Origin of the sequence: Citrobacter sp. Cy070, from assembly GCF_030332245.1 — a bacterium.
GTDB classification, from domain to species: Bacteria; Pseudomonadota; Gammaproteobacteria; order Enterobacterales; family Enterobacteriaceae; genus Citrobacter; species Citrobacter youngae.
On the sequence record NZ_JAOWIG010000090.1, the window covers coordinates 75071 to 96807 of the forward strand.

Here is a 21737-nt window from a genome sequence, read left to right on the forward strand (position 1 = left end):
TATATTTTAGATATTTCAAAATGTTTCAATTTGAGTTTTTTAAATTATTTTTATATGTATTTATTGTTTTTATTCAACACATAAATACATGATTATCAATTGATTTATATCTTGTGGCTTGATATTTATTGTGTGTATTTTATATGTTTTTATTATTGTTTTTATGCTTGTCAGGATAATTTATTATCAATGCTGTATGTGGAGATTATAAATTGATATTTGTTATGAATATTATTTAATAATTGAATTTTGATATAAAAGAAGGCAGACAGTGGTTCAGGGTAAAAATTATTGCTAAGGTGGTTTTCTTTATGTAAAGGGAGAGAGCATGGAACTCCACGACTGGCAGTCGAGATTTGAAGCCTGGTTACGTGAAAATCATTCAGGGCACGACGCTGCCCATGACATCTTTCACTTTCGCCGCGTGTGGCAGACGGCTCAAAAGCTGAGCACGGATGCGAACGTAGACTGGTTGGTCGTACTGACCGCGTGCTATTTCCACGATCTTGTCAGCTTACCGAAAAATCATCCGGAACGTCATCGCTCATCGGTACTGGCAGCCCAGGAAACCCGTCGTGTACTGTCACAGGACTTTCCTGAATATCCTCAGGATCGGCTGCATGCGGTGAGTCACGCTATCGCAGCGCACAGTTTTAGCGCAAAAATTACGCCCACGACACTTGAAGCCAAAATCGTGCAGGATGCCGATCGACTTGAGGCGCTGGGGGCTATCGGTCTGGCGCGCGTGTTCGCCGTTTCTGGCTCGCTGGGTGTGGCATTGTTTGATGCGGAGGATCCGTTTGCCCGGCAGCGTAGCCTCGATGATAAACAGTACGCGCTTGATCATTTCCAGACCAAACTGCTGACGTTGCCACTGACAATGCAAACTGAACAAGGGCGGCATTTGGCACAGCATAATGCTGACTTTTTATTGACGTATATGGCAAAACTCAGCGCAGAATTAAAAGGAGAATATGAAATGTTGGATCTTGCGGCGATTCAACCTCTTAAAGCATATCTGTAGTCGTCATTGCTGAAACGTCAATTGCACCAATTTATGTTAACCTGTCGACTATCCATTTCGGCCGGTTAAACGTATGCAGGATAATTTTTCAGTAGCAGGCTCCATGAAACCGATGACAGATGATACCGGAGTTACCGTTCAGGTGATTTTGGCTAAGTTGCTTGAAATATACGATGTGAAAACGCTGGTTGCTCATCTGAATGGTGTTGGTGAGAATCGCTGGAGTCCGGCCATCTTTAAGCGTGTGGTCGCCAATGAAACATGGCATCGGCTCAGCGACGCTGAGCTGGCTCATCTGAACGCCATGCTACCGACGCCGCCTGCGCATCATCCACATTATGCTTTTCGCTTTATCGATCTTTTTGCTGGTATTGGCGGAATTCGTCGCGGTTTTGAAGCGATTGGCGGGCAGTGCGTGTTTACCAGCGAGTGGAACAAGCATGCGGTGCGCACCTACAAGGCGAATCACTACTGCGATCCTCTGCAGCACCACTTTAATGAAGATATTCGTGATATTACGCTCAGCCATCATGAGGGGGTGAGTGACGAGCAGGCTGCAGAGCATATTCGTCAACATGTTCCCGAGCATGATGTCCTGCTGGCCGGCTTCCCTTGCCAGCCATTTTCTCTGGCGGGTGTATCAAAGAAAAACGCGTTAGGGCGTGCCCACGGTTTTGCCTGTGATACGCAAGGCACGCTTTTTTTTGACGTGGTGCGAATTATCGACGCGCGGCGACCGGCTATATTTGTGCTCGAAAACGTTAAAAATCTGAAGAGTCATGACCAGGGAAAAACCTTTCGCATCATCATGCAAACGCTGGATGAACTGGGCTATGACGTGGCGGATGCAGCAGATAATGGCCCTGATGATCCGAAGATTATCGATGGGCAACATTTTTTACCCCAGCATCGCGAACGTATCGTGCTCGTCGGCTTTCGACGTGATCTGAGCTTGAAGTCAGACTTTACGTTGCGCGATATTGTCAGCCGCTACCCTCAGCGTCGAACGAAGCTCGCAGAGCTGCTTGAACCGACTGTTGATGCGAAATATGTGCTGACACCGGTCCTGTGGAAATACCTGTATCGCTATGCGAAAAAACATCAGGCACGGGGCAATGGGTTTGGCTACGGTATGGTCTATCCCGGCAATCCCGATAGCGTAACGCGTACATTATCCGCACGTTACTATAAGGATGGGGCTGAAATTTTGATAGACCGTGGCTGGGATATGGCGCTGGGTGAACAGGATTTCGATGATCCCGCCAATCAGCGACATCGTCCTCGTCGATTAACGCCAAGAGAGTGTGCTCGCCTGATGGGGTTTGAGTCTCCTCAGGGTTACCAGTTTCGCATTCCGGTATCAGATACCCAGGCTTACCGCCAGTTCGGTAATTCGGTGGTCGTCCCGGCATTTGCGGCGGTAGCCAAACTGCTGGAGCCGAAGATCAAGCAGGCTGTTGCGCTCCGTGAGAAAGAACAGCAGCATGGCAGACGTTCACGATAAGGCGACACGCAGTAAAAATATGCGAGCGATAGGGACCCGCGATACGGCGATCGAAAAACGTCTGGCCGACATCCTGACGGAGCAGGGGGTAACGTTTCGCGCGCAGGATGCAACGTTGCCCGGTCGCCCCGATTTTGTGGTGGATGACTACCGTTGTGTTCTCTTTACCCACGGCTGTTTCTGGCATCAGCATAACTGCTATCTCTTTAAAGTCCCGGCAACCCGCACGGCGTTCTGGCTGGAGAAGATAGGAAAAAATGTGGTACGTGATAAGCGGGACTGCGAAAAATTGCAGTCGTTGGGATGGCGGGTCTTGATTGTCTGGGAATGCGCCCTGCGTGGGCGTGAGAAACTGGATAACGAGGCACTGTCTGAACGGGTTATCGAGTGGATCTGCGGCGGCGGTGCCACCGCGCAGATCGACACTCAGGGCATTCATTTACTGTAACGACTTTTCCGATGGGGCTGCGACCGCGTCAGCTTTGACCGGGAATAAGTATTTCCCCAGCGTCACCAATACCACGGCAAAAACAATGACTCCGAGCGCCAGCCACTCTATCAACGCCAGGCTTTCACCTCCCAGCCCCGTACCTAACAGAACCGCCACTACCGGGTTGACGTAGGCATAGCTGGTGGCTAACGCCGGGCTTACATTACGAATAAGGAACATATAAGCGTTAATCGCAATAATTGAGCCGAACAGGGCGAGATATGCCACCGCCATAAAACCGGAGAAGGTTGGCATCGTGGTCAGCTTTTCTCCACTGAGCAGCGATGCGCACATCAGTACAATACCCGCGGCTAACATTTCAATAGCACCGGCCATCATGCCAACGGGCAAGGTTATACGTGAGCCGTACACAGAGCCAAATGCCCAGCTCATTGAACCAATCAGGATTAATACTGCCCCCCAGGGATTACCACTCAAGTTACCACCGCTGTTAAGCATGATGATCCCGGCGAGTCCAATTGCGATCCCCATCCATTCCAGTTTGCGTGTTTTGATGCCAAAAAAGTGGCTAAAGCACAGCGTAAACAGCGGGACGGTGGCAACCACTACGGCGGCAATACCGGAAGGAACATTTTGATGTTCTGCAACAGTAACCAGCCCATTACCCACGGCCAGCAGCAGGATACCAATTAACGCGGCGTTCAGGAGCTGGCGCAGAGGCGGTAGCTTGTGTCCGCGAAGAAGTAAAAAAAGTGTTAATAACACTCCAGCAGAGAGAAAACGTACGCCAGCCATCATCAACGGCGGCCAACTTTCAACGCCAATGCGAATAACGAAGTACGTGGAACCCCAAATGATGTACAGCGCAAATAGCGCACTGAAAAGCGGTAACAATTGCCTGAAACGCATAATCCCTCACGGTGGAAATAAAAAGGTGCAACATAGTAAACGTCAAAACTATCATGCTGGCGAGACTTATAATTGCCTGCTGTTGTTAAATAATTGTTGACCAGAAAGGTCTGTTTCAGCATGGCGTGTTTTACTTCATACTTATGTCTGCAAAACAATAATATTGAGGATTAAAATTTTGGCAGGAAGTAGCTTACTCACCTTGCTTGATGACATCGCCACGCTTCTGGACGATATCTCAGTGATGGGAAAACTGGCCGCGAAAAAAACGGCGGGTGTGCTGGGAGACGATTTGTCGCTTAACGCGCAACAGGTATCGGGCGTGCGGGCAAACCGCGAGCTTCCGGTGGTCTGGAGTGTGGCTAAAGGATCTTTCGTCAACAAAGTTATCCTGGTGCCGTTGGCGCTATTGATCAGCGCCTTCATTCCATGGGCGATCACCCCCTTATTGATGATTGGTGGGGCGTTCCTCTGTTTTGAGGGCGTGGAAAAAGTGCTTCACACCCTGGAAGCGCGAAAACAAAAAGAGACCCCAGAGGAGCGTCAGCAGCGTCTGACATCGTTGGCGGCGCAGGATCCTCTCACCTTTGAGAAAGATAAAATCAAAGGGGCGATACGTACCGACTTTATTTTATCTGCAGAGATTGTGGCCATTACGTTGGGTATTGTGGCGGATGCGCCGTTGTTGAATCAGGTACTGGTTTTGTCGGGTATTGCTTTGGTGGTGACCGTTGGCGTATATGGTCTGGTCGGTATTATTGTGAAGCTCGATGATATTGGCTACTGGCTGGCAGAAAAGCGCAGCGCACTGGCTCAGGCCATGGGTATGGGATTGCTGGTGGTTGCTCCCTGGCTCATGAAATCACTTTCCGTGGTCGGCACGCTGGCGATGTTTTTAGTTGGTGGCGGCATTGTGGTACACGGCATTGCGCCGCTGCATCATGCGATTGAGCAATTTGCCCAACAGCAGAGTTCATTCATTGCTCTGATGCTTCCGACTCTGCTTAATCTGGTGCTCGGCTTTATTATCGGTGGGATCGTGGTGGTGCTGGTAAAAATGGTTGCCAGGTTACGCGGAGTTTCGCACTAATTGTCGCCTGCCAGACTACGCAAAACGTCTCTTTGTCGTCTAAGGTGAAAAGGTTTCTCTTGATACAGGAGGCGGGTATGGTCTTTTCTGTCAGTGAGGAAGTCACCGCGAAAGAGGGTGGCCCACGCATGATCGTTACCGGGTATGCCAGCGGAATGGTGGAGTGCCGCTGGTATGACGGTTTTGGCGTCAAACGGGAGGCATTTCGTGAAGATGAACTGGTTCCTGGCGAACGCAGTCCGCTGCGCCAGGATGCCTGAATACCGCAGGCTGGCGTAACCTGGTGATCTCTCAACCATTAGTTATATTTATCATTTTGGTGAGAATTATTTACTTGTCAGGCAAAAAAATTGCAGATAAGGTTGGTTTCGCATCAGATTTCCTGGTGTAACGAATTTTCAAGTGCTTCTTGCATAAGCAAGCTTGATCCCGACCCGATACGGGCCGGGATTTTTTTCGCCCAAAGTCAGCGATTGATCTCCGTCACGCTAAAATCATGGATATCAAGCTCGAACGCGTCGGCCAGTTCATGCCATGTATGATAATCCCGGCCATCAACGCTGACGCGATCGGGGTCATCATGGCTGCGATGAATTTCGCTCTCGCAGATTTCGTTGATAGCTTTCAATAGCGCGTCCACATCGACGCTGACGTCACGTTTGGCCGTATCGCTGTACTCTTTCGCGGTTTTCATCCTCATACCTCTCAACCGTTAAGGATACCGGGGCACGTATCAGAATCTCTGATGCGTACAAGTTAAGTATAGACCGTCGAGAAAACCCGCAATCACGCGAGCAGGGCGCTGCCAGGAAAAGGAATTTGTTCTACACTGGCACAAAGCCACAGGAGGAAAACGATGAAGGTGAATGATCGGGTTACAGTCAAAACGGACGGTGGGCCGCGTCGGCCAGGCCGGGTACTGGCGATTGAAGAGTTTAGTGAAGGCACCATGTACCTGGTTTCTCTGGAAGACTACCCGCTCGGTATCTGGTTCTTTAATGAGTCAGGCCATCAGGATGGGATCTTTGTGGAAAAAGTGGAGTAATCCAGACGCTGATTCTGACTGGTGGTAAACCCACCAGTCAGAATGTCCTAACGCATATTCACAAAGATACCATTGGTGACGTTATCTGTGAGTCGTACAACGTGATAGATAACTTGTTTATTATGTGTCTTGATCTTTCGTTTTATATTCCCCTTATGGGATGAGACTGTCTTCGCCTTGATATTCATTTGATCGGATATCTGTATTGTTCCCTGGCCGGCCATCCACATACGTAGCATGCTGGATTCGGTACGGCTTAATGATAGTGTTGGCAGGTTCACATCAATGACAATATCCACTTCCTTTTTCAGAATATCGCCAAGAAGTTCATCCAGTGAATCTGGTTTAATCGACTTAGAACTGATTAATAAATTTTTTCTTACTAAGAGATACTCATCAAAATGGACATTGGCAATCGCCATAAATACAATAAATAAAGTGCTGGGATGTTGATTAATGATTTGCTTAATTCTCTGGCTGTTATCCGGATCGTGAATAAAGCAGTCTTCATTAATAAACACCACAGACGGCTGCAGTGAGACACAGGCGACGCTGAGTTCATCAACGCTTGAAATATCGTTGATTTCCCTTTTCTTCACCCCCCGACTTACCAGATATCCGGTCAACCCTAGCCGGGTGTAACTGCATAAATCCATAATAATCGTTGACATGGCATACCCTCACTCAATGCGTAACGATAATTCCCCTTACCTGATTATTTCATCACAACTAAACGGAATAATAACGACCCAATATGACGCTTTCGCTGTTTTCAGGCGAATTTACTATCCCGTAAAGTTGCGTATAATTTGCCAGGAAACATCTTAAAGTAAAGTAAATGTTGCGTTATGTGAGTGAGGCAAAAACAAATAAACCGCGACAGCGTTATCCTGGTGGATGTTGCCTGTATTTGAATTTAGGACAATCCTTAGTAAAACAGGATAAAAAATAAGGGTTATTATTTTGAAGGCATTTCACTGATGATGTCAGCCAGCAAATTAAAAATCTCACTGAATAAGCGCTCACAGAAGGGGGCAATTAATGGCATTAGCGCGGCCATTAATGAAATACCCACGGTCAGGGTGAGTGGGAAACCAATGACAAATATCGATAGCTGCGGCGCCATACGGTTTAACAAACCGAGTGCGAGGTTGAGTGTGAGTAGCAGCGTCATCACCGGCAGAGCCAGCATCAGACCATTGAGGAAGATGAGTCCCCCCGCCCGCGCCAGCGCGAGAAAGGCATTGCTATTAACCGGATTGCCACCGATAGGCAGAGTATGGAAGGTATCCACCAATAGCGAGATAAGCCACAAGTGACCATTAAAGGTGAGAAACAGCAGCATCGCCAGCAAATCTATCAGACGTGCCAGAACGGGCATATTCAGGCGGCTGCCCGGGTCGAAGAAGGTTGCGAAGGAGAGACCCATTTGCAGACCGATGATTTCCCCGGCGGTACGCACCGCGGCAAACGCAAATTGCATGGTGAACCCTAATGCGATGCCGATCAGGATTTGCTGCATCGCCTGCCATATCGCGCCGACAGAAAAGATGGGCACGTTTACGGGGGGAAGCAGCGGAGCGATAACCATGGTAATCATTAACCCCAGCCCCAGTTTTACCCGTTTGGGGATGGCGCGTTCGCTGAGTATCGGAGCCGTTGAAATGAGCGCCAGTATGCGCAGCAGGGGCCAGAAGTAAAGATTCAGCCAGTGGAGCCACTCAACGCTGGTCACCTGCAACATAGCGTCGTTTACCCGATGATGTAGGGAATATTGCTGAACAGCGTACGCACGTAGTCGAGCAGCAAATTAAGCATCCACGGACCGGCAACGATGATGGCAATAAAGACCGCGACAATTTTCGGAATGAAGGACAGCGTCATTTCGTTAATCTGGGTTGCCGCCTGCAAGATACTGATGATAAGACCCGTAACGAGGGCAACCAGCAACAAAGGTGCGGCAAGGGCAAGGGCAACTTTCATCGCCTCAGTGCCCATCATCATGACCGATTCAGGAGTCATTTCGCGCCTCTAACTGTAAAAGCTTTGTGCAAGCGAGCCGACAAGCAGCTGCCAGCCGTCAACCAGCACAAACAGCATGAGCTTGAATGGGAGTGCAATGGTGGCAGGTGGCACCATCATCATCCCGAGCGCCATCAGGACGCTGGCGATAACCAGATCGATTATCAGAAATGGAATGAAAATGGTAAAACCTATCTGGAATGCCGTTTTCAACTCACTGGTGACATAAGCCGGCAGCAAAATGCGCATCGGTACGGCTTCAGGCCCCTGTAACGGGCCGCTGTTTGCCAGGCGGGCGAACAGAGCCAGATCGGCCTCACGGGTCTGACGCAGCATAAACTCACGCAACGGCTGTGCGCCTTTCTCCATGGCTTCCTGCATGGAGATCTTCTCTTCGCTGAAGGGTTGATACGCATCAACGTAGATTTTGTCGATCACCGGCGACATGATGAAAAAGGTCAAAAACAGCGCCAGTCCAAGTAAAACCTGGTTCGGCGGTGCTGACGGTGTTCCCAGCGCATTACGTAACAGGCCAAAAACGATGATGATGCGGGTGAAGCTGGTCATCATCAGCAAAATAGCGGGCAGGAACGTCAGCGAGGTGATAAACACCAGCGTTTGGACGGGCAATGACCAGCTTTGTCCGCCGCCGGGCAGCGGCTGGCTAACCAGACCCGGTAGTTGGGCCAGGGCTGCTGGGCTGAACAGCCACACACCCGTCAGCGTGAGGGATAACAAACGGCGCATCAGGATCTCCCAGGACGCTTCAGCAAACTCTTCATCATGGCCTGGAAATCCGCAGGGGAGGCCGCTTTTTCTTCTGCACTGGCAGGTGCCGGGGGGAGGGTATGCAGAACGTTGATCTGCGACGCTGTGACCCCCAGTACCAGACGGGCATCTTCGACCTCAACAATTACCACCCGCTCACGTGGGCCTAATGAGGTACTGGCTGAAACTTTCAGTCCACGCGTACCGACGCTTTTGGGGGCAAATCCCAGGCGCTTAATCAGCCAGGCGGCTCCCAGGATCAACGCAATGATCCCCAGCAGCGCGCCGCTGACCTGCACTAACGGTGAGCCGGGTACAGCAGCGGGCTGAGCGACGGTGGCCTGGGTATTCATCGTTAACGGCTCAGACGACGCATACGTTCAGATGGGGTAATAATGTCAGTAATACGTACACCGTATTTATCTGCGACTACCACAACTTCACCCTGAGCAATCAAATAACCGTTGATCAGAATATCCAGCGGCTCGCCCGCCAGACCGTCCAGCGCGACGACCGAACCCTGCGTCAGGCGCAGTAGCTCTTTGATGGTCATGCGGGTGCGGCCCAATTCAACGGTCAGCTTGACCGGAATATCCATGATCAGGTCGATATCCTGCAGTGCACCGCTGACATCGCCGCCACCTAACTGCTGGAATACCGCATCGGCCGCACTTTTGGTGGTCGTTGTTTTTTGCTCGTTTAACGCGTCAGCCCACAGATCGTCCAATGCACCAGTGTTCTCATCGGACGGATTATTCATGTCACTCATTTGGGCTGTTCCTCATTCAGCGAATTCAAAATCGGGTTTATCAAATGTTCTACGCGTAACGCATACTGACCATTTACGGTGCCATATTGGCTGGTCAGTACAGGTACGCCGTCCACATGAGCAATAATGCGGTCGGGTTTTTCAATCGGCAGTACATCGCCGGGTTTCAGCTTCAAAATCTGGGACAGCCGCAGCGGAATGTCAGCAAAGTTTGCTACCAGTTCCAGCTCAGAATGCTGAACCTGACGCACCAGATTATTGCGCCAGTTCTGATCTTCATTACGCGAGTTTTCCAGCGGTGGGTTTACCAGCAGTTCGCGCAACGGTTCAATCATGCTGAATGGCAGACAGATGTTAAATTCACCGGTCAGGTTGCCGATTTCAACGTGGAACGGGGTGTTCACCACGATGTCGTTCGGGGAGGTGGTGATATTGGTAAACTTCACCTGCATCTCGGAACGGACATATTCCACTTCCAGTGGGTTGATAGCCTTCCACGCGTCGCTGTAGCTTTCCAGCGCCAGTTTCAGCATGCGGTTGATGACGCGTTGTTCAGTGTGCGTAAATTCACGGCCTTCGACTTTCGTCGGGAAACGACCATCACCACCGAACAGGTTATCTACGGCGATAAACACCAGACTCGGTGAGAACACCACCAGACCTGTCCCGCGTAACGGTTTCAGGTGGATTAAGTTCAGGTTGGTCGGAACCGGCAAGTTACGTGCAAACTCGTGGTATGGCTGGATACGGATCGCGCCCACGGTAATATCCGGGCTGCGGCGTAGCAGGTTAAATAACCCCATACGGAACTGGCGCGCAAAGCGTTCGTTAATGATCTCCAGCGCCTGCAAACGCTCACGAACGACGCGGCGCTGAGTGTTGGGATCATAAGGACGAATATCGCTTTCATTTGCGATACCGGAAATGGGTTCGTCTTTAGTTTCGCTATCGCCGTTAAGCAATGCGTCGATTTCAGCCTGAGAAAGAATACTGTCGCCCATGTCTTTACCGCAGAATAAAAGCTGTATAAAGAACGTCGGTGACAACCTGTTTCGGCTGCCCGACAACGAGCGGAGTCGCGAGCGTCTCTTTGATAGCGGCAATCAGCTGCTGTTTGCCTTCTTCTGTTGCGAGCGTGGCGGCGTTCTGGCGAGAGAACAATAGCAGCAGACGGCTGCGCACTTCTGGCAGATATTCGTTCAGACGCGAGCGTGTCGCCTCGTCTTTCATGCGCAGTGTGATACCGATATACAGCACGCGATCCGCATCACCTAAATTGACGGTAAACGTATCCAGTGCAAAGAACACTGGGGCAGGCGGTGGAGCCGGTTCCGCTTTTACGCTGGCGGACGGTTGCTGCTGCATGCGCCAGTAGCTATAGCCCGCAGTAGCGAGGGCGGCGAGCGTAATTAACACCAGCAGAGGGATCCAAATAGCGCGTTTACTCTTTTTGTTAATCGCGGAGTCAGTCATCAGATACGGGCTTCCTGTTTCGGTACAGCTTATAGGCTGATTATCCCGTGTCCTGACCACGACAAAGCGTGGAAAAGACGCGGATAATCATGCTACCTCTGGCGTTAGGCGAAGATGTCTACTGCACCATCACCGCGAGCCGCGGCTTGCAGTGCGGCAGGTGTGGCCAGAACAGCATCATCTTCGGGAGCAAAAATATCTTGTCCATGCGCACGCCCAGCCTGTTGTTGCTGTGAAGACGACTGTTGCTGACCGGCGAAACTTTCGCTGCTGATACTGCTTTGCCCCAGTTGGATCCCGCTTTCAGCCAACTGCGTGCGCAGCATGGGTAATGCCGCTTCCAGCGCCGCGCGAACGTGGCTATGAGGCGAGACCATTTGCAGTTGCGCCATGTTGTCATCAAGCTTGAGGGAAATCTGCACTTGCCCCAGATCCTGCGGATGCAAACGCAGTTCCGCACTTTGCTGGCCCTGGCGGGTGAACAGCGTGACGTGTTGACTCAGTGATTGCTGCCATTCATGGCTTCCCAGCGGGGCGCTCAATACCGGAGCCGCGGCAGTCGGTAACGGCTGCGCATGTGTCTGTGTGCCAGCCAGCGGAGCTATTGTTGCGCCAACGTTGGTTGGTGACGGTGAACTTTCAATCTCTGCGCGCGTTGCTGCCGCTGCCGTTAATGGGGTGAAACCAGCATTGTTGGTCTGATCCGCGCCACTGGCATGCATCGCTGTATCTGCTTTACCTTTTTTCCCTTCGCCGGTCAGTAATTCACTGGCGCTATCGGCAGTCGTGCTGGGGGCATTACCACGTAACAGCACCGACAGCGTAGCATCCGCCGGGGCTGGGGTGGCATCAACAGCCGGAGTGGTTACCTGTTGCCCTGGCAGCATAGCGAACAGCGCACTCAGGTTGGCGAGATCGTCATCGCTCAGACGGGCGGTTTTTTCATCCTGCTGTGCGGTTTTGCCCAGTGTTGTCAGGGCATTAACCTTCAGTGACGGCGTGAGCGCAGACAGCAACTGTTGTGCATCAGTCAGGTCGGCCAGCGACGCCTCGGTCTGGACCTCTTTTTGTGTCAGCAGATCGGCTAATTTTAGCGTCTGTGCGGTATCACCATTCTTTTGCAATAACCCTTTTTGCAGTTTGCTGCCTGCGGCCTGTAAATCGGCCAGTGACAGCGGGGCGTCTTTACCCTGTGCATCGCCTGCACCTAATGCACCTGCCAGCAACGCTAAAAAATCCTCGGGGGAATCTACCGCTTTGCCTGACTGAAGACCTGCGGCTACGTCGGTGTCGGTGGTAATCAGTTGGGGTAAAGTAATCATTCGGGTTTCCTCATAGCTGCACGCTGAGCAAATTCATCCATTTTTTTCTGATCCAGGCGGTTTTCAGCCAGTAACGCGGCTGTGGTTTGCCTGTCCTGCAGAGTCTGCCATGCCTGCAGTCGCTGCTTTTTATCGCGCCAACTGCTCAACGCCTGGTCCACTTTCTGCGTCCATTGGTTGAGCTGTTGGCGATGTTGCTCAATCGCTTTTTCCAGCGTCTGAATAAATTGTTGATAGTTAATCCAGCGATTACTGGTAATACCCTGACCCATATCGCTATTAAGATTGTTGCGATATTCATGCTGATAATCGATCAGCATCTTCAACTGCTCTTCCGCCTGCTGACATCCGCGGCGCATCTCGCCTAATAAGATAGCTGCGTCATCGACTTCTTTTTCAGCCAGGTCTTTAAGTGTTGCCAGCGCACCATGTTGTGCCATGACCTATGCTCTCCTGCTTAATCACACACCAGGGAAAATCAGATCCAAAGCCTGCAGGGAGTCTTCCCAGTCGGCTCGTTCAAAGATGCCTTGCTGTAAAAATGCTTCCAGCTGTGGCCATAAGGCAATGGCTTTATCCAACATGGGATCGCTGCCTTTGGCGTAGGCGCCTACGCTGACCAGATCGCGGTTACGCTGGAAACTGGACAGTAGCTGCTTAAAGTTGCGTACCCGCGCATAATGTTTCTCGCTGATCAATGCGGTCATTGCGCGGCTGATTGAGGCTTCAATATCAATGGCCGGATAGTGACCGGCCTCGGCCAGATGACGGGACAGGACAATGTGGCCGTCGAGAATGGCACGGGCGGAGTCAGCAATAGGGTCCTGTTGGTCGTCGCCTTCGGTCAGTACGGTATAAAATGCGGTCACGGAACCGCCGCCATGAATACCGTTACCAGCCCGTTCAACCAGTGCGGGTAATTTAGCAAACACCGACGGCGGATAGCCTTTCGTTGCCGGAGGTTCGCCGATCGCCAGTGCAATTTCACGCTGTGCCATTGCATAACGGGTGAGGGAATCCATAATCAGCAGCACGTGCTGGCCGCGATCGCGAAAATCTTCGGCGATGCGCGTGGCGTAGGCTGCACCCTGCATACGCAACAGCGGGGAAACGTCCGCCGGAGCGGCAATCACCACCGAGCGTGCACGTCCCTCGGCGCCAAGAATATTTTCAATAAAATCTTTAACTTCGCGTCCACGCTCGCCAATCAGACCGACAACAATGACGTCAGCCTGGGTATAGCGTGCCATCATGCCGAGCAGGACGCTTTTACCCACACCGGAACCAGCGAAAAGCCCCATTCGCTGACCGCGCCCGACGGTTAACAGCGCATTGATAGGCCGTACGCCAGTATCCAGCACGTGTTCAATCGGGGTACGTTGCAGGGGGTTAAATGGCGGGGTGATTAGCGCCCCTGTTTCCGTGGTGTCGGGTGCAGGCAACCCATCAAGCGGCTTCCCGCTGCCATCGAGAACACGCCCCAGCAGGGCAGGGCCCAGCGGTAATTGTTTCCCGCTTTGCAGCCCTTCGCCGGCGATGTTTTTCGCGTAAACGCGCGCGCCCGGCAGAACGCCTTCGACCTCTTCGAGCGGCATCAGAAACAGGCGTTGACCATTAAAGCCAACCACTTCGCTTTCGACTTCCTGGGTTTCGTTGCCATCCTGACGCTCAATGACGCAGGTGGCACCCAGCGGCAACTGCAGACCTGTGGCTTCCAGTACCAGCCCGGTGGCGCGGGTCAGACGCCCGTAACGACGCACCGCAGGCAGCAGCGACATTTTTTCTTCGAAGTTGTCCAGCGTGTTGAGCCAGCGAGTCAGGCGAGTGGTCATTACACGACTCCCGGCGCTGCCAGACGGCAGAGTTCTTGCCAGCGGGTGGCAACACTGGCGTCCAGATCGCCTTCATCAGCAGAGACTTTACAGCCACCGTGATGCAACGTTGGATCGCCACGCAGTCGCCAGCCGTGCAGACTGAGGGTCGCCCCCAGCATCTCTTCCACCCGCTGCAGATCGTCCGGATGGACGCGCAACTGCGGTTTACCGCTAAACAGCGGCTCCTGTTGCAACAGCTGTTGGATTTGCTTAATCAGTGCGGCGTTATCCACGATGGGGGTCTGGCCGATAACCTGGCGCGCCGCTTCCAGTGCCATTTGCATCAGGCGCGATGCAATGACGCTGTCCAGAGCATCCAGTGTATTCTGAAACTCACTGACCAGTTGCTGCATGCGGGCATGAATCGGCGCATGTTGGGCGCGAGCCTGGTTCTGACCCTGCTCCAGACCCTGGGCCAGTCCGTCCTGATAACCTTGTGCGTGCCCTTTTTGCCGACCTTCAGCCAGACCGGCATTATATCCTTGCTCATGGGCCTGGAGCTGCATTTGCGCCAACTGCTGCTCAAGCTGTTGTTCCGCAGATAGCTGTGGCTCTTCTGTCTCGTCGGACGGCTGATCGTCGGTATGATCGGCCAGTATGAACTCCGCCATTGGCGGGGCGAGATCGTCAGGCGTCCAGACTTTCCATGGCAGATCGTTAGACATAGGTATCCTCGCCGCTGCCGATCACCATCTCGCCGGTCTCGGCCAGACGACGTACGATAAGCAGAATTGCTTTCTGTTCGTTTTCCACCTGCGACAAACGTACCGGACCGCGGTTGGCAAGATCGTCGCGCAGGATATCGGCGGCACGCTGCGACATGTTGCGCAGGAACTTCTCGCGTAATGGTTGCTCGGCACCTTTCAGGGCTATCAGCAGCGATTCGGAATCCACTTCCTGCAACAGACGCTGGATGCTGCGATCGTCGACATCCACCAGATTTTCGAACAGGAACATCTCGTCGATAATTTTCTGCGCCAGCTCGCCGTCGAATTCGCGTACCGCGGTAATAACCGCTTCTTCCTGCTGCGTCTTCATCAGGTTGATAATTTCTGCTGCTGTCCTCACGCCGCCCATTTTGCTGCGCTTGAGGTTCTGGCCGTCGAGCAACCCGTTCAGCACTTCGGTCAGTTCTGCCAGTGCGGCAGGCTGTACGCCGCCGAAAGTCGCGATACGCAGCATGACATCGTGGCGTAAGCGCTCGTCGAACAGCGCCAGAATATCGGCGGCCTGGCCCCGTTTGAGGTGAACCAGAATGGTGGCGATAATCTGCGGGTGCTCGTCGCGAATAAGATCGGCGGCGCTTTGTGGCTCCATAAAGTTGAGCGTTTCAATGCCGCTGGTGGTATCGCGAGTTTCCAGAATGTCTTCCAGCAGGCTGGAGGCACGTTCTTCGCCCAACGCTTTTACCAGCACGGAGCGCAGGTATTCGTTGGCGTTGATGTTCAGTGCGGCAAACTGCTCGGCTTCTTGTTCAAATTCGGCCAGAACCTCCGTCAACTGCTTGTTGGAGATCTGACGCACGTTGGCCATTGCCGTACTGAGGGCCTGTACTTCGCGCGTGGAAAGGTGCTTAAAGACCTCCGCCGCGCGATCTTCGCCAATGGTCATCAATAAGATGACGCTTTTATCGGTGCCGCTAAGATTACTCATGTTCGTTATTTATCCACTGGCGAATGACCAGCGCCACGACGCGCGGATCGTTATCTGACATTTCACGAATACGCTGGCTCATGACTTCAGCACCCAGCCGCTGGTTGTTACGGCGCTGCTGGGTCTGCTCGTCTTTGCTGAGGCGAACTTCAACCGCTTCTTCCGTTTCCTGGCGAATACGTGTTTGTTCTTGTGCGGCTTTGACCTCTTCGCTGCGACGCATCAACTGCGGACGAACCGCTTTACGCCACAGGATCCAGGCCACCAACAGAACCAGCAACCAACGGCCAGCGGACATTAGCTGATCAATAAAGGACTGCTGCTGCCAGAATGGAAGCTCTCCGCCCGCGTCATCACTTGCGGTGAAGGGGGAGTTCACGACATTCAGGGTATCGCCGCGTTTTTCAGAGAAGCCCATGGCCTCGCGGGTCAGGTCCTCAATTTGTTTCATTTGGTCGGCGGTTAACGGCAGCGGTTTGCCATCCGGTAACGTTTTATAGTTGACCACTACCGCCACCGACAGGCGCTGTACATCACCCACATTCATCTTGGTGTGACGAATGGTACGGTCAACTTCATAGTTGCTGGTTTCGTTACGCTGCGTGCTGCGCGGTCCGGCATTGGCGTTATTCGCCGTTTGCGTGGTTTGCGCATTCTGCGGGTTTTGCTGATTTGCCGGTGGTGTATTAATCGGGGCCGTATTCGCCGGCGCGGGCTGGTTAGACAGTGCGCCCGGTACGCCGCCAGGCGCTCCGCTTCCTATCTGCTCGCTGACGTTAAGCTGGCGTGAACGCAGAACAGCCTGTGAGTCGTCGCCATTTGGGCTGTACTTCTCTTCGGTTTGCTCTTTGTTGGCGAAATCCAGCTGGGCAGTAACCTGTGCATGTACGTTGCCGTTACCGACAATGGGCGACAGGATTGATTCAATACGACGCTGTACGCGACCTTCAACATCGCTGGCATATTTCAGCTGCGCATCGTTCAGGTCGCGGCTGCTGGTGTTCGACTGGGTTAACAGATGTCCTGCCTGATCGACCAGCGTCACGTTGCCCGGCGGCAAGCCCGCGACAGCGCTGGAGACCAGATGCGTTACCGCGCTAATCTGACCTTCGTCCAGTGCTCGACCCGGCTCCAGGTTTACCGTGACGGAGGCAGAAGGGGCTTTTTGTTCACGTACGAACAGTGACGGTTTGGGCATCGCAAGATGGACACGGGCGCGTTTTACCGGCCCCAGTGTTTCAATGGTACGGGCTAATTCGCCTTCCAGAGCTCGCTGGTAGTTGACCTGCTCGCTAAACTGGCTGATACCAAACTTTTCCTGGTCCAGTAACTCAAAGCCCACCGCGCCGCCTTTCGGCAGGCCTTGCTGTGCCAGGCGTAAACGCAGTTCATGAACTTTATCAGCAGGGACTTCAATGGCGCCGCTTCCCTCAGTGAAACGATAAGGAACGTTCATCTGCGTCAGCTGCGTGACAATCGCGCCACCGTCCTGATCGGATAGGTTGCTGAACAGTGTGCGGTAGTCAGGTGCTTTGGCCCACAGGACCATCGCAACGATGATAGCGACGGCAGCGGCACCCGCCACAATCAGAGGGATTTTGGGATTCGCGCGCAGGCGATTTAACCACTCGAGAGGTTTCAGTTGGGTTGCAGTCGATGCTGTCGCACTCATCTCGCACCTCGTGGCTTATCGTGGACGGCGTTTTTTGCAAAGTGGAACAAGACTCACTCCCGGGTCAGCAAACTCGAAAAATTGACGGTCTCATTATTTGCGGTTTCGAATTTTTCTATGCGTTAAAAACCGAGGTTTTTTATCGTTATTTAGCGCCTTTATCTTATTGACGAGCTGGTAATCTCTGCTACGTAAAAAATCATCCAGGGGATCAGAATGTCGGCAATACAGGGGATTGAAGGGGTTATCAGTCAGCTACAGGCCACGGCAATGTCAGCGAAAATGCAGGATGTGCAGCCACAATCGACCGTGAGTTTTGCCGGTCAACTGCACGCGGCATTGGACAGAATCAGCGATGTGCAAACCGCCTCTCGCGTTCAGGCTGAAAAATTTACCCTGGGTGAACCAGGCATTGCGCTGAATGATGTGATGACCGATATGCAGAAAGCGTCGGTTTCGATGCAGATGGGTATTCAGGTGCGCAACAAACTGGTATCAGCCTACCAGGAAGTGATGTCCATGCAGGTGTAGGTGCAACAAGCAGAGAATGTAGGCCGGATAAGCGCAGCGCTATCCGGCCTACACTTATTTTTGAATCAGATAGCGAATCGTTGGCCCATCCTGCTGAATATCCAGCACCGTATACCCATGGTTACGCGCATCCAGCGGAATATTGTTGATTGACTGCGGGCAATCGCTGACCACTTCCAGAATTTCACCTTTCTTCAACTGCGGCATGGCTTCCAGCGTGGCAACCGCCGGGTAAGGGCACGGTTCACCGACCATGTCGAGGCGATAATCAGGGACGATATTTTTCATGCGGATTCCTTAGCAGGCGTCAGCCCGGCGCGGCGGAAGAAACGTTTTTCCCAACCGATGATGAGCATCAATGCAATAAACAACAGCAGATAAGTCACCAGTAGCCCGCCGAGCGGCCCAAAGGTGTCGAGCAGATTCACTTTATCCCAGCGAGTGGCAAGGGCAGGGGCAAAGTCATCCCAGTAGTAAGCCAGAATGGTCGAGCCGATAACGTTTCCCAGCCCCACCCACCAGTAATGCACCTGGCCTTCAACCGCGCGGTACATCCAGCCGGTCTCACACCCGCCCGCCAGCACGATACCGAAACCAAACAGTAAGCCGCCGATCACCGCATTTGGACCAGCCCACATAATCTTCGGCTCAACGCCCAGTTGCACATAGCTAAAGATACCAATGGCGCTCACCGCCATGCCGAAGATAATGGCTTTTGCCATATGGGTGCGCCCGGAAATCCACAGATCGCGGAAGGCCGAGGTAAAGCAGATTTGCGCCCGTTCAATCAGCAGGCCGAACCCAACGCCAAACAACATGGCCAGACCCAGCTTCGGCTTGTCCATTGCGGTCAATAGCGCCCAGCCGATCATACCGATAAATACCAGCATACCGAGGCGGAAACGACGACGCGCCTGGTCCGGTTTTTGCGTCAGCGGCGAGGCGGCGGAAACTTTCTGCATTTTGACCGGAATACGAAACATCGGTAGCAGGGTAAAGCGGGCGCCAAACCATGAGCCCATAGCCGTTGCCAGCGCGAAGAACCAGGCATGCAGCGAGAACTGTGGAATGCCGGTAAAAAACGCGGCCAGGTTACAGCCCATTGCCAGACGGGCGCCGAAACCGGCGATCATCCCGCCGACCACCGCCTGCAGAATGCGGATACGACTGCGCGGCATGCGTAATTTGACGTTGTTGGCCCACAGTGCGGCAGCGAAACAGCCGCCGAACATACCGAGGATCATCATCCCGTCGATACGCGTCAGGGGCGAACCTTCGAGGTGGATCAGTTTATAGTATCCCCACTCTTCGGCGTGCACGCCAAACAGTTGCAGGATTTGCCCACCCCAGCGGGTAAATTCGCCGGTAACGGCCCAGAAGGTTCCCGTAATGCCGAAATAGTAAGTGGAGAGAATACCCGCTGCGATAACCGCAGGGGCAGGGGCCCAAAATTTAATTAACCAGGCCTGTTTGAAGTGTTGCCATGACATGCGTTTTGCCTCTGAACTCAGAAGGTATGTAACAAGAAGCGTGGATATTACACCGATCAGAATTTTTGACTATGAGTAATAAGAGGTAACACCGTCTGGATCAATCTTTCTCCGGGCTGCCGAAAGGCTGGCGACATCAGGGCTTTAATGCCACAATCCCCTTTTCTTCGCATGCAGGATGAATGATGAAAAAATTAGCAATCGTTGGTGCATTGTTGGTGCTTGCTGGCTGCGCCGAGGTACAAAATTATAATGACGTGGTGAAAACACCAGCTCCTGCCGGTCTGGCAGGATACTGGCAGTCAAAAGGTCCGCAGCGCGCGCTGGTGAGCCCGGAAGCGATCGCCAGTCTGATTGTCACAAAAGAGGGGGATACGTTGGATTGCCGTCAGTGGCAGCGAGTGATCGCGCTGCCGGGCAAGCTAACGATGCTCTCTGGCGATCTCACCAACGTGACGGTGAAACGCGAGCTGTATGAGATTGAGCGTGACGGCAATACGCTGGAATATGACGGTATGACGCTGCAGCGGGTTGATCGCCCGACGCAGGAGTGCGCCGATGTGTTAAAGAAAACGCCGTTGCCTACGCCATTGCCATAAGCCATACGCCCCGGTAGCCAATGGCCACCGGGGTTGAGTTTTAAATCACTTCTTCAATGACCCACACGCTGACGCTCCCGGCGTTACAATAAAACGTTGCTTCGCCATTTTCATCGGTGACCACGCTTTCCTCGCGATTTCCCAGATAATCACGCCAGGTTTTATTGCCGTAATTCGCGCCGAGATTGATGGTCTTTTCTCCGTCATCGCCGTTAGACAGAACAACCACGCAGCCGGGATCGTCGTCCGTTCCGCTGCGGCTAAAGGCGATACAGTTAGGATGATCGAAAAAGAGCGTCTGTACGCCGTGAGCGAAGCGCTGACGTGCGAGGATCAGTTCATCAAGCTGTTCGATGATGGGCATGTCGATAGGATAAGTTTCGCCATCGTCGCCAGTGTCTTCGTAATGTGCCCCGTAAAGATCGGGGTAGAACACCGACGGCACACCGTTTTCGCGCAGCAGGATCAGCGCGTAGGCCAGCGGCTTAAACCACGCCTCGACGGGGGCTTCCAGCGCCTGTAACGGCTGGGTGTCATGGTTCGCAACCAGCGTCACCGCATGAAAGGGATCGACCTCCACCAGCGTATCGGTGAAAATCTGGCTCATGTCATAATCGCGACCCTGGCGGGACGCTTCGTGAAACTTCATTTGCAAAGGGGCATCAAACAGCATGGTTTTCCCCTCGACCTGGTTAATATAGGTTTGCAGTTTATCGACATCATGGGACCAGTATTCCGCGACGATAAACAGCGGCCTGGGTGCCACCTCCTGGACGTGCTCGATCCACTCTTTATAGAACCATGCCGGGATATGTTTGACGGCATCCAGGCGAAAACCATCGCAATGGGTTTGATCCATCACCCAGCGTGCCCAGTATTTGAGCTCTTCGGTTACGGCATGATTGCGAAAATCGATATTTTCGCCCATCAGATAGTCAAAGTTGCCCAGTTCGTCATCGACCTGATCGTTCCAGCCTTCGCCGGTATAATCATTCACGATTTTAAAAATGCCGTCCTCGGTGGGATTTTCAATATGATCGATGCCGCTAAAGCATTTGTAGTCCCAAATGAATTGAGAGTACTGACCCGCACGGGCAGGGAAGGTGTACCGCGTCCAGGCCTCGCATTCGACAATCTCATCGTCAATCTGCGTGCGGTCATCGGCGTTTACGCGCTGAACCTGAATGTGTTCTTTCTCGTCGGCCCCCATTTTGTGGTTGACCACCACATCCAGCAGTACCGCGATATCGTTGTGCTTTAACGCGTCGATTGCCGCCAGTAACTGATTTTTATCGCCGTATTTGGTGGCAATAGTGCCTTTCTGGTCGAATTCGCCTAAATCAAACAGATCGTAGGTGTCATAGCCAACGGAGTATCCGCCGGACGCACCTTTGTAGGCAGGAGGCAGCCATACCATATTGATGCCGATATCATTAAGTCCGTCCGCGCGTGCGGCGAGTTCCGACCAGAGCTGGCCGCCATCAGGGTAATACCAGTGGAAGTACTGCAATAAGGTGGGGTTTTTCATCTTCCGTGCTCCA

At 52.7% G+C, this 21737-nt stretch carries 26 protein-coding genes and 1 pseudogene; 8 read left to right on the forward strand and 19 right to left on the reverse strand.

What is annotated here, in order from left to right; all coding sequences use genetic code 11:
* Positions 1-328: 328 nt before the first annotated feature.
* The 3 genes from OGY19_RS21550 to OGY19_RS21560 all read left to right on the forward strand — a co-directional run bounded on the left by OGY19_RS21550 (position 329) and on the right by OGY19_RS21560 (position 2976).
* Entirely contained in the window at positions 329-1024 is a 696-nt protein-coding gene (locus OGY19_RS21550; RefSeq protein ID WP_115601808.1) for a phosphohydrolase, read from the forward strand.
* A gap of 73 nt (positions 1025-1097) precedes the next feature.
* Entirely contained in the window at positions 1098-2528 is a 1431-nt protein-coding gene (locus OGY19_RS21555; protein WP_420897089.1) for a DNA cytosine methyltransferase, read from the forward strand.
* A complete protein-coding gene (locus OGY19_RS21560) occupies positions 2509-2976 on the forward strand; it encodes a very short patch repair endonuclease (protein ID WP_048211299.1) in 468 nt (155 codons plus the stop codon). The genes OGY19_RS21555 and OGY19_RS21560 overlap by 20 nt, the downstream gene beginning before the upstream one ends.
* On the opposite strand, the gene yedA is transcribed toward OGY19_RS21560, so the two are convergent.
* A complete protein-coding gene (yedA, locus tag OGY19_RS21565) occupies positions 2968-3888 on the reverse strand; it encodes a drug/metabolite exporter YedA (protein ID WP_061068110.1) in 921 nt (306 codons plus the stop codon). The genes OGY19_RS21560 and yedA overlap by 9 nt on opposite strands.
* Positions 3889-4066: 178 nt before the next feature.
* Here yedA and OGY19_RS21570 point away from each other — a divergent pair, with 178 nt between their 5' ends.
* Together OGY19_RS21570 and OGY19_RS21575 are read left to right on the forward strand one after the other, a co-directional pair.
* Positions 4067-4978 (forward strand): DUF808 domain-containing protein, encoded by a 912-nt coding sequence (locus OGY19_RS21570; protein WP_115601810.1) that lies wholly within the window; start codon positions 4067-4069, stop codon positions 4976-4978.
* 77 nt (positions 4979-5055) lie between these two features.
* On the forward strand, positions 5056-5238 hold the full coding sequence (locus tag OGY19_RS21575; RefSeq protein WP_061068109.1) for a YodC family protein: 183 nt from the start codon (positions 5056-5058) through the stop codon (positions 5236-5238).
* A gap of 206 nt (positions 5239-5444) precedes the next feature.
* Here OGY19_RS21575 and yodD read toward each other — a convergent pair whose 3' ends face one another.
* Positions 5445-5672: a YodD family peroxide/acid resistance protein gene (yodD, locus tag OGY19_RS21580; protein WP_048211303.1), complete on the reverse strand. Its 228-nt coding sequence runs from the start codon at positions 5670-5672 to the stop codon at positions 5445-5447.
* Positions 5673-5834: 162 nt separating this feature from the next.
* Between yodD and dsrB the strand changes: the two genes are divergently transcribed.
* On the forward strand, positions 5835-6023 hold the full coding sequence (gene dsrB, locus OGY19_RS21585) for a protein DsrB (RefSeq protein WP_005127768.1): 189 nt from the start codon (positions 5835-5837) through the stop codon (positions 6021-6023).
* Positions 6024-6070: 47 nt separating this feature from the next.
* Here the strand turns inward: dsrB and rcsA are convergent, their stop codons facing one another.
* The 14 genes and pseudogenes from rcsA to fliF all read right to left on the reverse strand — a co-directional run bounded on the left by rcsA (position 6071) and on the right by fliF (position 17576).
* The gene (rcsA, locus tag OGY19_RS21590; protein ID WP_048211304.1) at positions 6071-6694 is read right to left on the reverse strand and encodes a transcriptional regulator RcsA; all 624 of its coding nucleotides are present in this window, start codon (positions 6692-6694) and stop codon (positions 6071-6073) included.
* A 280-nt stretch (positions 6695-6974) separates the two neighbouring features.
* A pseudogene (gene fliR, locus OGY19_RS21595) lies at positions 6975-7767 on the reverse strand (flagellar biosynthetic protein FliR); the annotation flags it as partial.
* Between the two features lie 8 nt (positions 7768-7775).
* Positions 7776-8045, reverse strand: coding sequence for a flagellar biosynthesis protein FliQ (gene fliQ, locus OGY19_RS21600; protein ID WP_003030425.1), 270 nt, complete (start codon positions 8043-8045; stop codon positions 7776-7778).
* Between the two features lie 9 nt (positions 8046-8054).
* Positions 8055-8792: a flagellar type III secretion system pore protein FliP gene (fliP, locus tag OGY19_RS21605; protein WP_048211306.1), complete on the reverse strand. Its 738-nt coding sequence runs from the start codon at positions 8790-8792 to the stop codon at positions 8055-8057.
* A complete protein-coding gene (gene fliO / locus OGY19_RS21610) occupies positions 8792-9166 on the reverse strand; it encodes a flagellar biosynthetic protein FliO (RefSeq protein ID WP_115601811.1) in 375 nt (124 codons plus the stop codon). The genes fliP and fliO overlap by 1 nt, the downstream gene beginning before the upstream one ends.
* 2 nt (positions 9167-9168) lie before the next feature.
* Positions 9169-9582 carry a flagellar motor switch protein FliN gene (fliN, locus tag OGY19_RS21615; RefSeq protein ID WP_005127761.1) on the reverse strand — a complete coding sequence of 138 codons (414 nt, stop codon included), beginning with the start codon at positions 9580-9582 and terminating at the stop codon, positions 9169-9171.
* The gene (gene fliM, locus OGY19_RS21620) at positions 9579-10583 is read right to left on the reverse strand and encodes a flagellar motor switch protein FliM (RefSeq protein WP_005127760.1); all 1005 of its coding nucleotides are present in this window, start codon (positions 10581-10583) and stop codon (positions 9579-9581) included. The genes fliN and fliM overlap by 4 nt, the downstream gene beginning before the upstream one ends.
* 4 nt (positions 10584-10587) lie before the next feature.
* Positions 10588-11055, reverse strand: coding sequence for a flagellar basal body-associated protein FliL (gene fliL, locus OGY19_RS21625; RefSeq protein WP_048211308.1), 468 nt, complete (start codon positions 11053-11055; stop codon positions 10588-10590).
* Between the two features lie 104 nt (positions 11056-11159).
* On the reverse strand, positions 11160-12377 hold the full coding sequence (gene fliK, locus OGY19_RS21630) for a flagellar hook length control protein FliK (RefSeq protein WP_115601812.1): 1218 nt from the start codon (positions 12375-12377) through the stop codon (positions 11160-11162).
* Positions 12374-12817, reverse strand: a complete 444-nt coding sequence (fliJ, locus tag OGY19_RS21635) for a flagellar export protein FliJ (protein WP_005127756.1) — start codon at positions 12815-12817, stop codon at positions 12374-12376. Before fliJ ends, fliK begins: the two co-directional genes overlap by 4 nt.
* Positions 12818-12838: 21 nt before the next feature.
* Positions 12839-14209, reverse strand: coding sequence for a flagellar protein export ATPase FliI (gene fliI, locus OGY19_RS21640; RefSeq protein WP_005127755.1), 1371 nt, complete (start codon positions 14207-14209; stop codon positions 12839-12841).
* On the reverse strand, positions 14209-14916 hold the full coding sequence (gene fliH, locus OGY19_RS21645; RefSeq protein ID WP_048211310.1) for a flagellar assembly protein FliH: 708 nt from the start codon (positions 14914-14916) through the stop codon (positions 14209-14211). Before fliH ends, fliI begins: the two co-directional genes overlap by 1 nt.
* The gene (gene fliG / locus OGY19_RS21650) at positions 14909-15904 is read right to left on the reverse strand and encodes a flagellar motor switch protein FliG (RefSeq protein WP_048211311.1); all 996 of its coding nucleotides are present in this window, start codon (positions 15902-15904) and stop codon (positions 14909-14911) included. Before fliG ends, fliH begins: the two co-directional genes overlap by 8 nt.
* Complete coding sequence (fliF, locus tag OGY19_RS21655; protein WP_048211312.1) at positions 15897-17576, reverse strand: flagellar basal-body MS-ring/collar protein FliF; 1680 nt, start codon at positions 17574-17576, stop codon at positions 15897-15899. Before fliF ends, fliG begins: the two co-directional genes overlap by 8 nt.
* A gap of 216 nt (positions 17577-17792) precedes the next feature.
* Here fliF and fliE point away from each other — a divergent pair, with 216 nt between their 5' ends.
* A complete protein-coding gene (fliE, locus tag OGY19_RS21660) occupies positions 17793-18107 on the forward strand; it encodes a flagellar hook-basal body complex protein FliE (RefSeq protein WP_005127749.1) in 315 nt (104 codons plus the stop codon).
* Positions 18108-18161: 54 nt separating this feature from the next.
* Here the strand turns inward: fliE and yedF are convergent, their stop codons facing one another.
* Together yedF and yedE are read right to left on the reverse strand one after the other, a co-directional pair.
* Positions 18162-18395: a sulfurtransferase-like selenium metabolism protein YedF gene (gene yedF / locus OGY19_RS21665; protein WP_000790504.1), complete on the reverse strand. Its 234-nt coding sequence runs from the start codon at positions 18393-18395 to the stop codon at positions 18162-18164.
* A complete protein-coding gene (gene yedE, locus OGY19_RS21670) occupies positions 18392-19645 on the reverse strand; it encodes a selenium metabolism membrane protein YedE/FdhT (RefSeq protein ID WP_338121848.1) in 1254 nt (417 codons plus the stop codon). Before yedE ends, yedF begins: the two co-directional genes overlap by 4 nt.
* Positions 19646-19782: 137 nt before the next feature.
* Here yedE and yedD point away from each other — a divergent pair, with 137 nt between their 5' ends.
* Positions 19783-20196 (forward strand): lipoprotein YedD, encoded by a 414-nt coding sequence (gene yedD / locus OGY19_RS21675; RefSeq protein ID WP_115601813.1) that lies wholly within the window; start codon positions 19783-19785, stop codon positions 20194-20196.
* 40 nt (positions 20197-20236) lie between these two features.
* Here yedD and amyA read toward each other — a convergent pair whose 3' ends face one another.
* Positions 20237-21724 (reverse strand): alpha-amylase, encoded by a 1488-nt coding sequence (amyA, locus tag OGY19_RS21680; RefSeq protein WP_115601814.1) that lies wholly within the window; start codon positions 21722-21724, stop codon positions 20237-20239.
* Positions 21725-21737 lie beyond the last annotated feature (13 nt).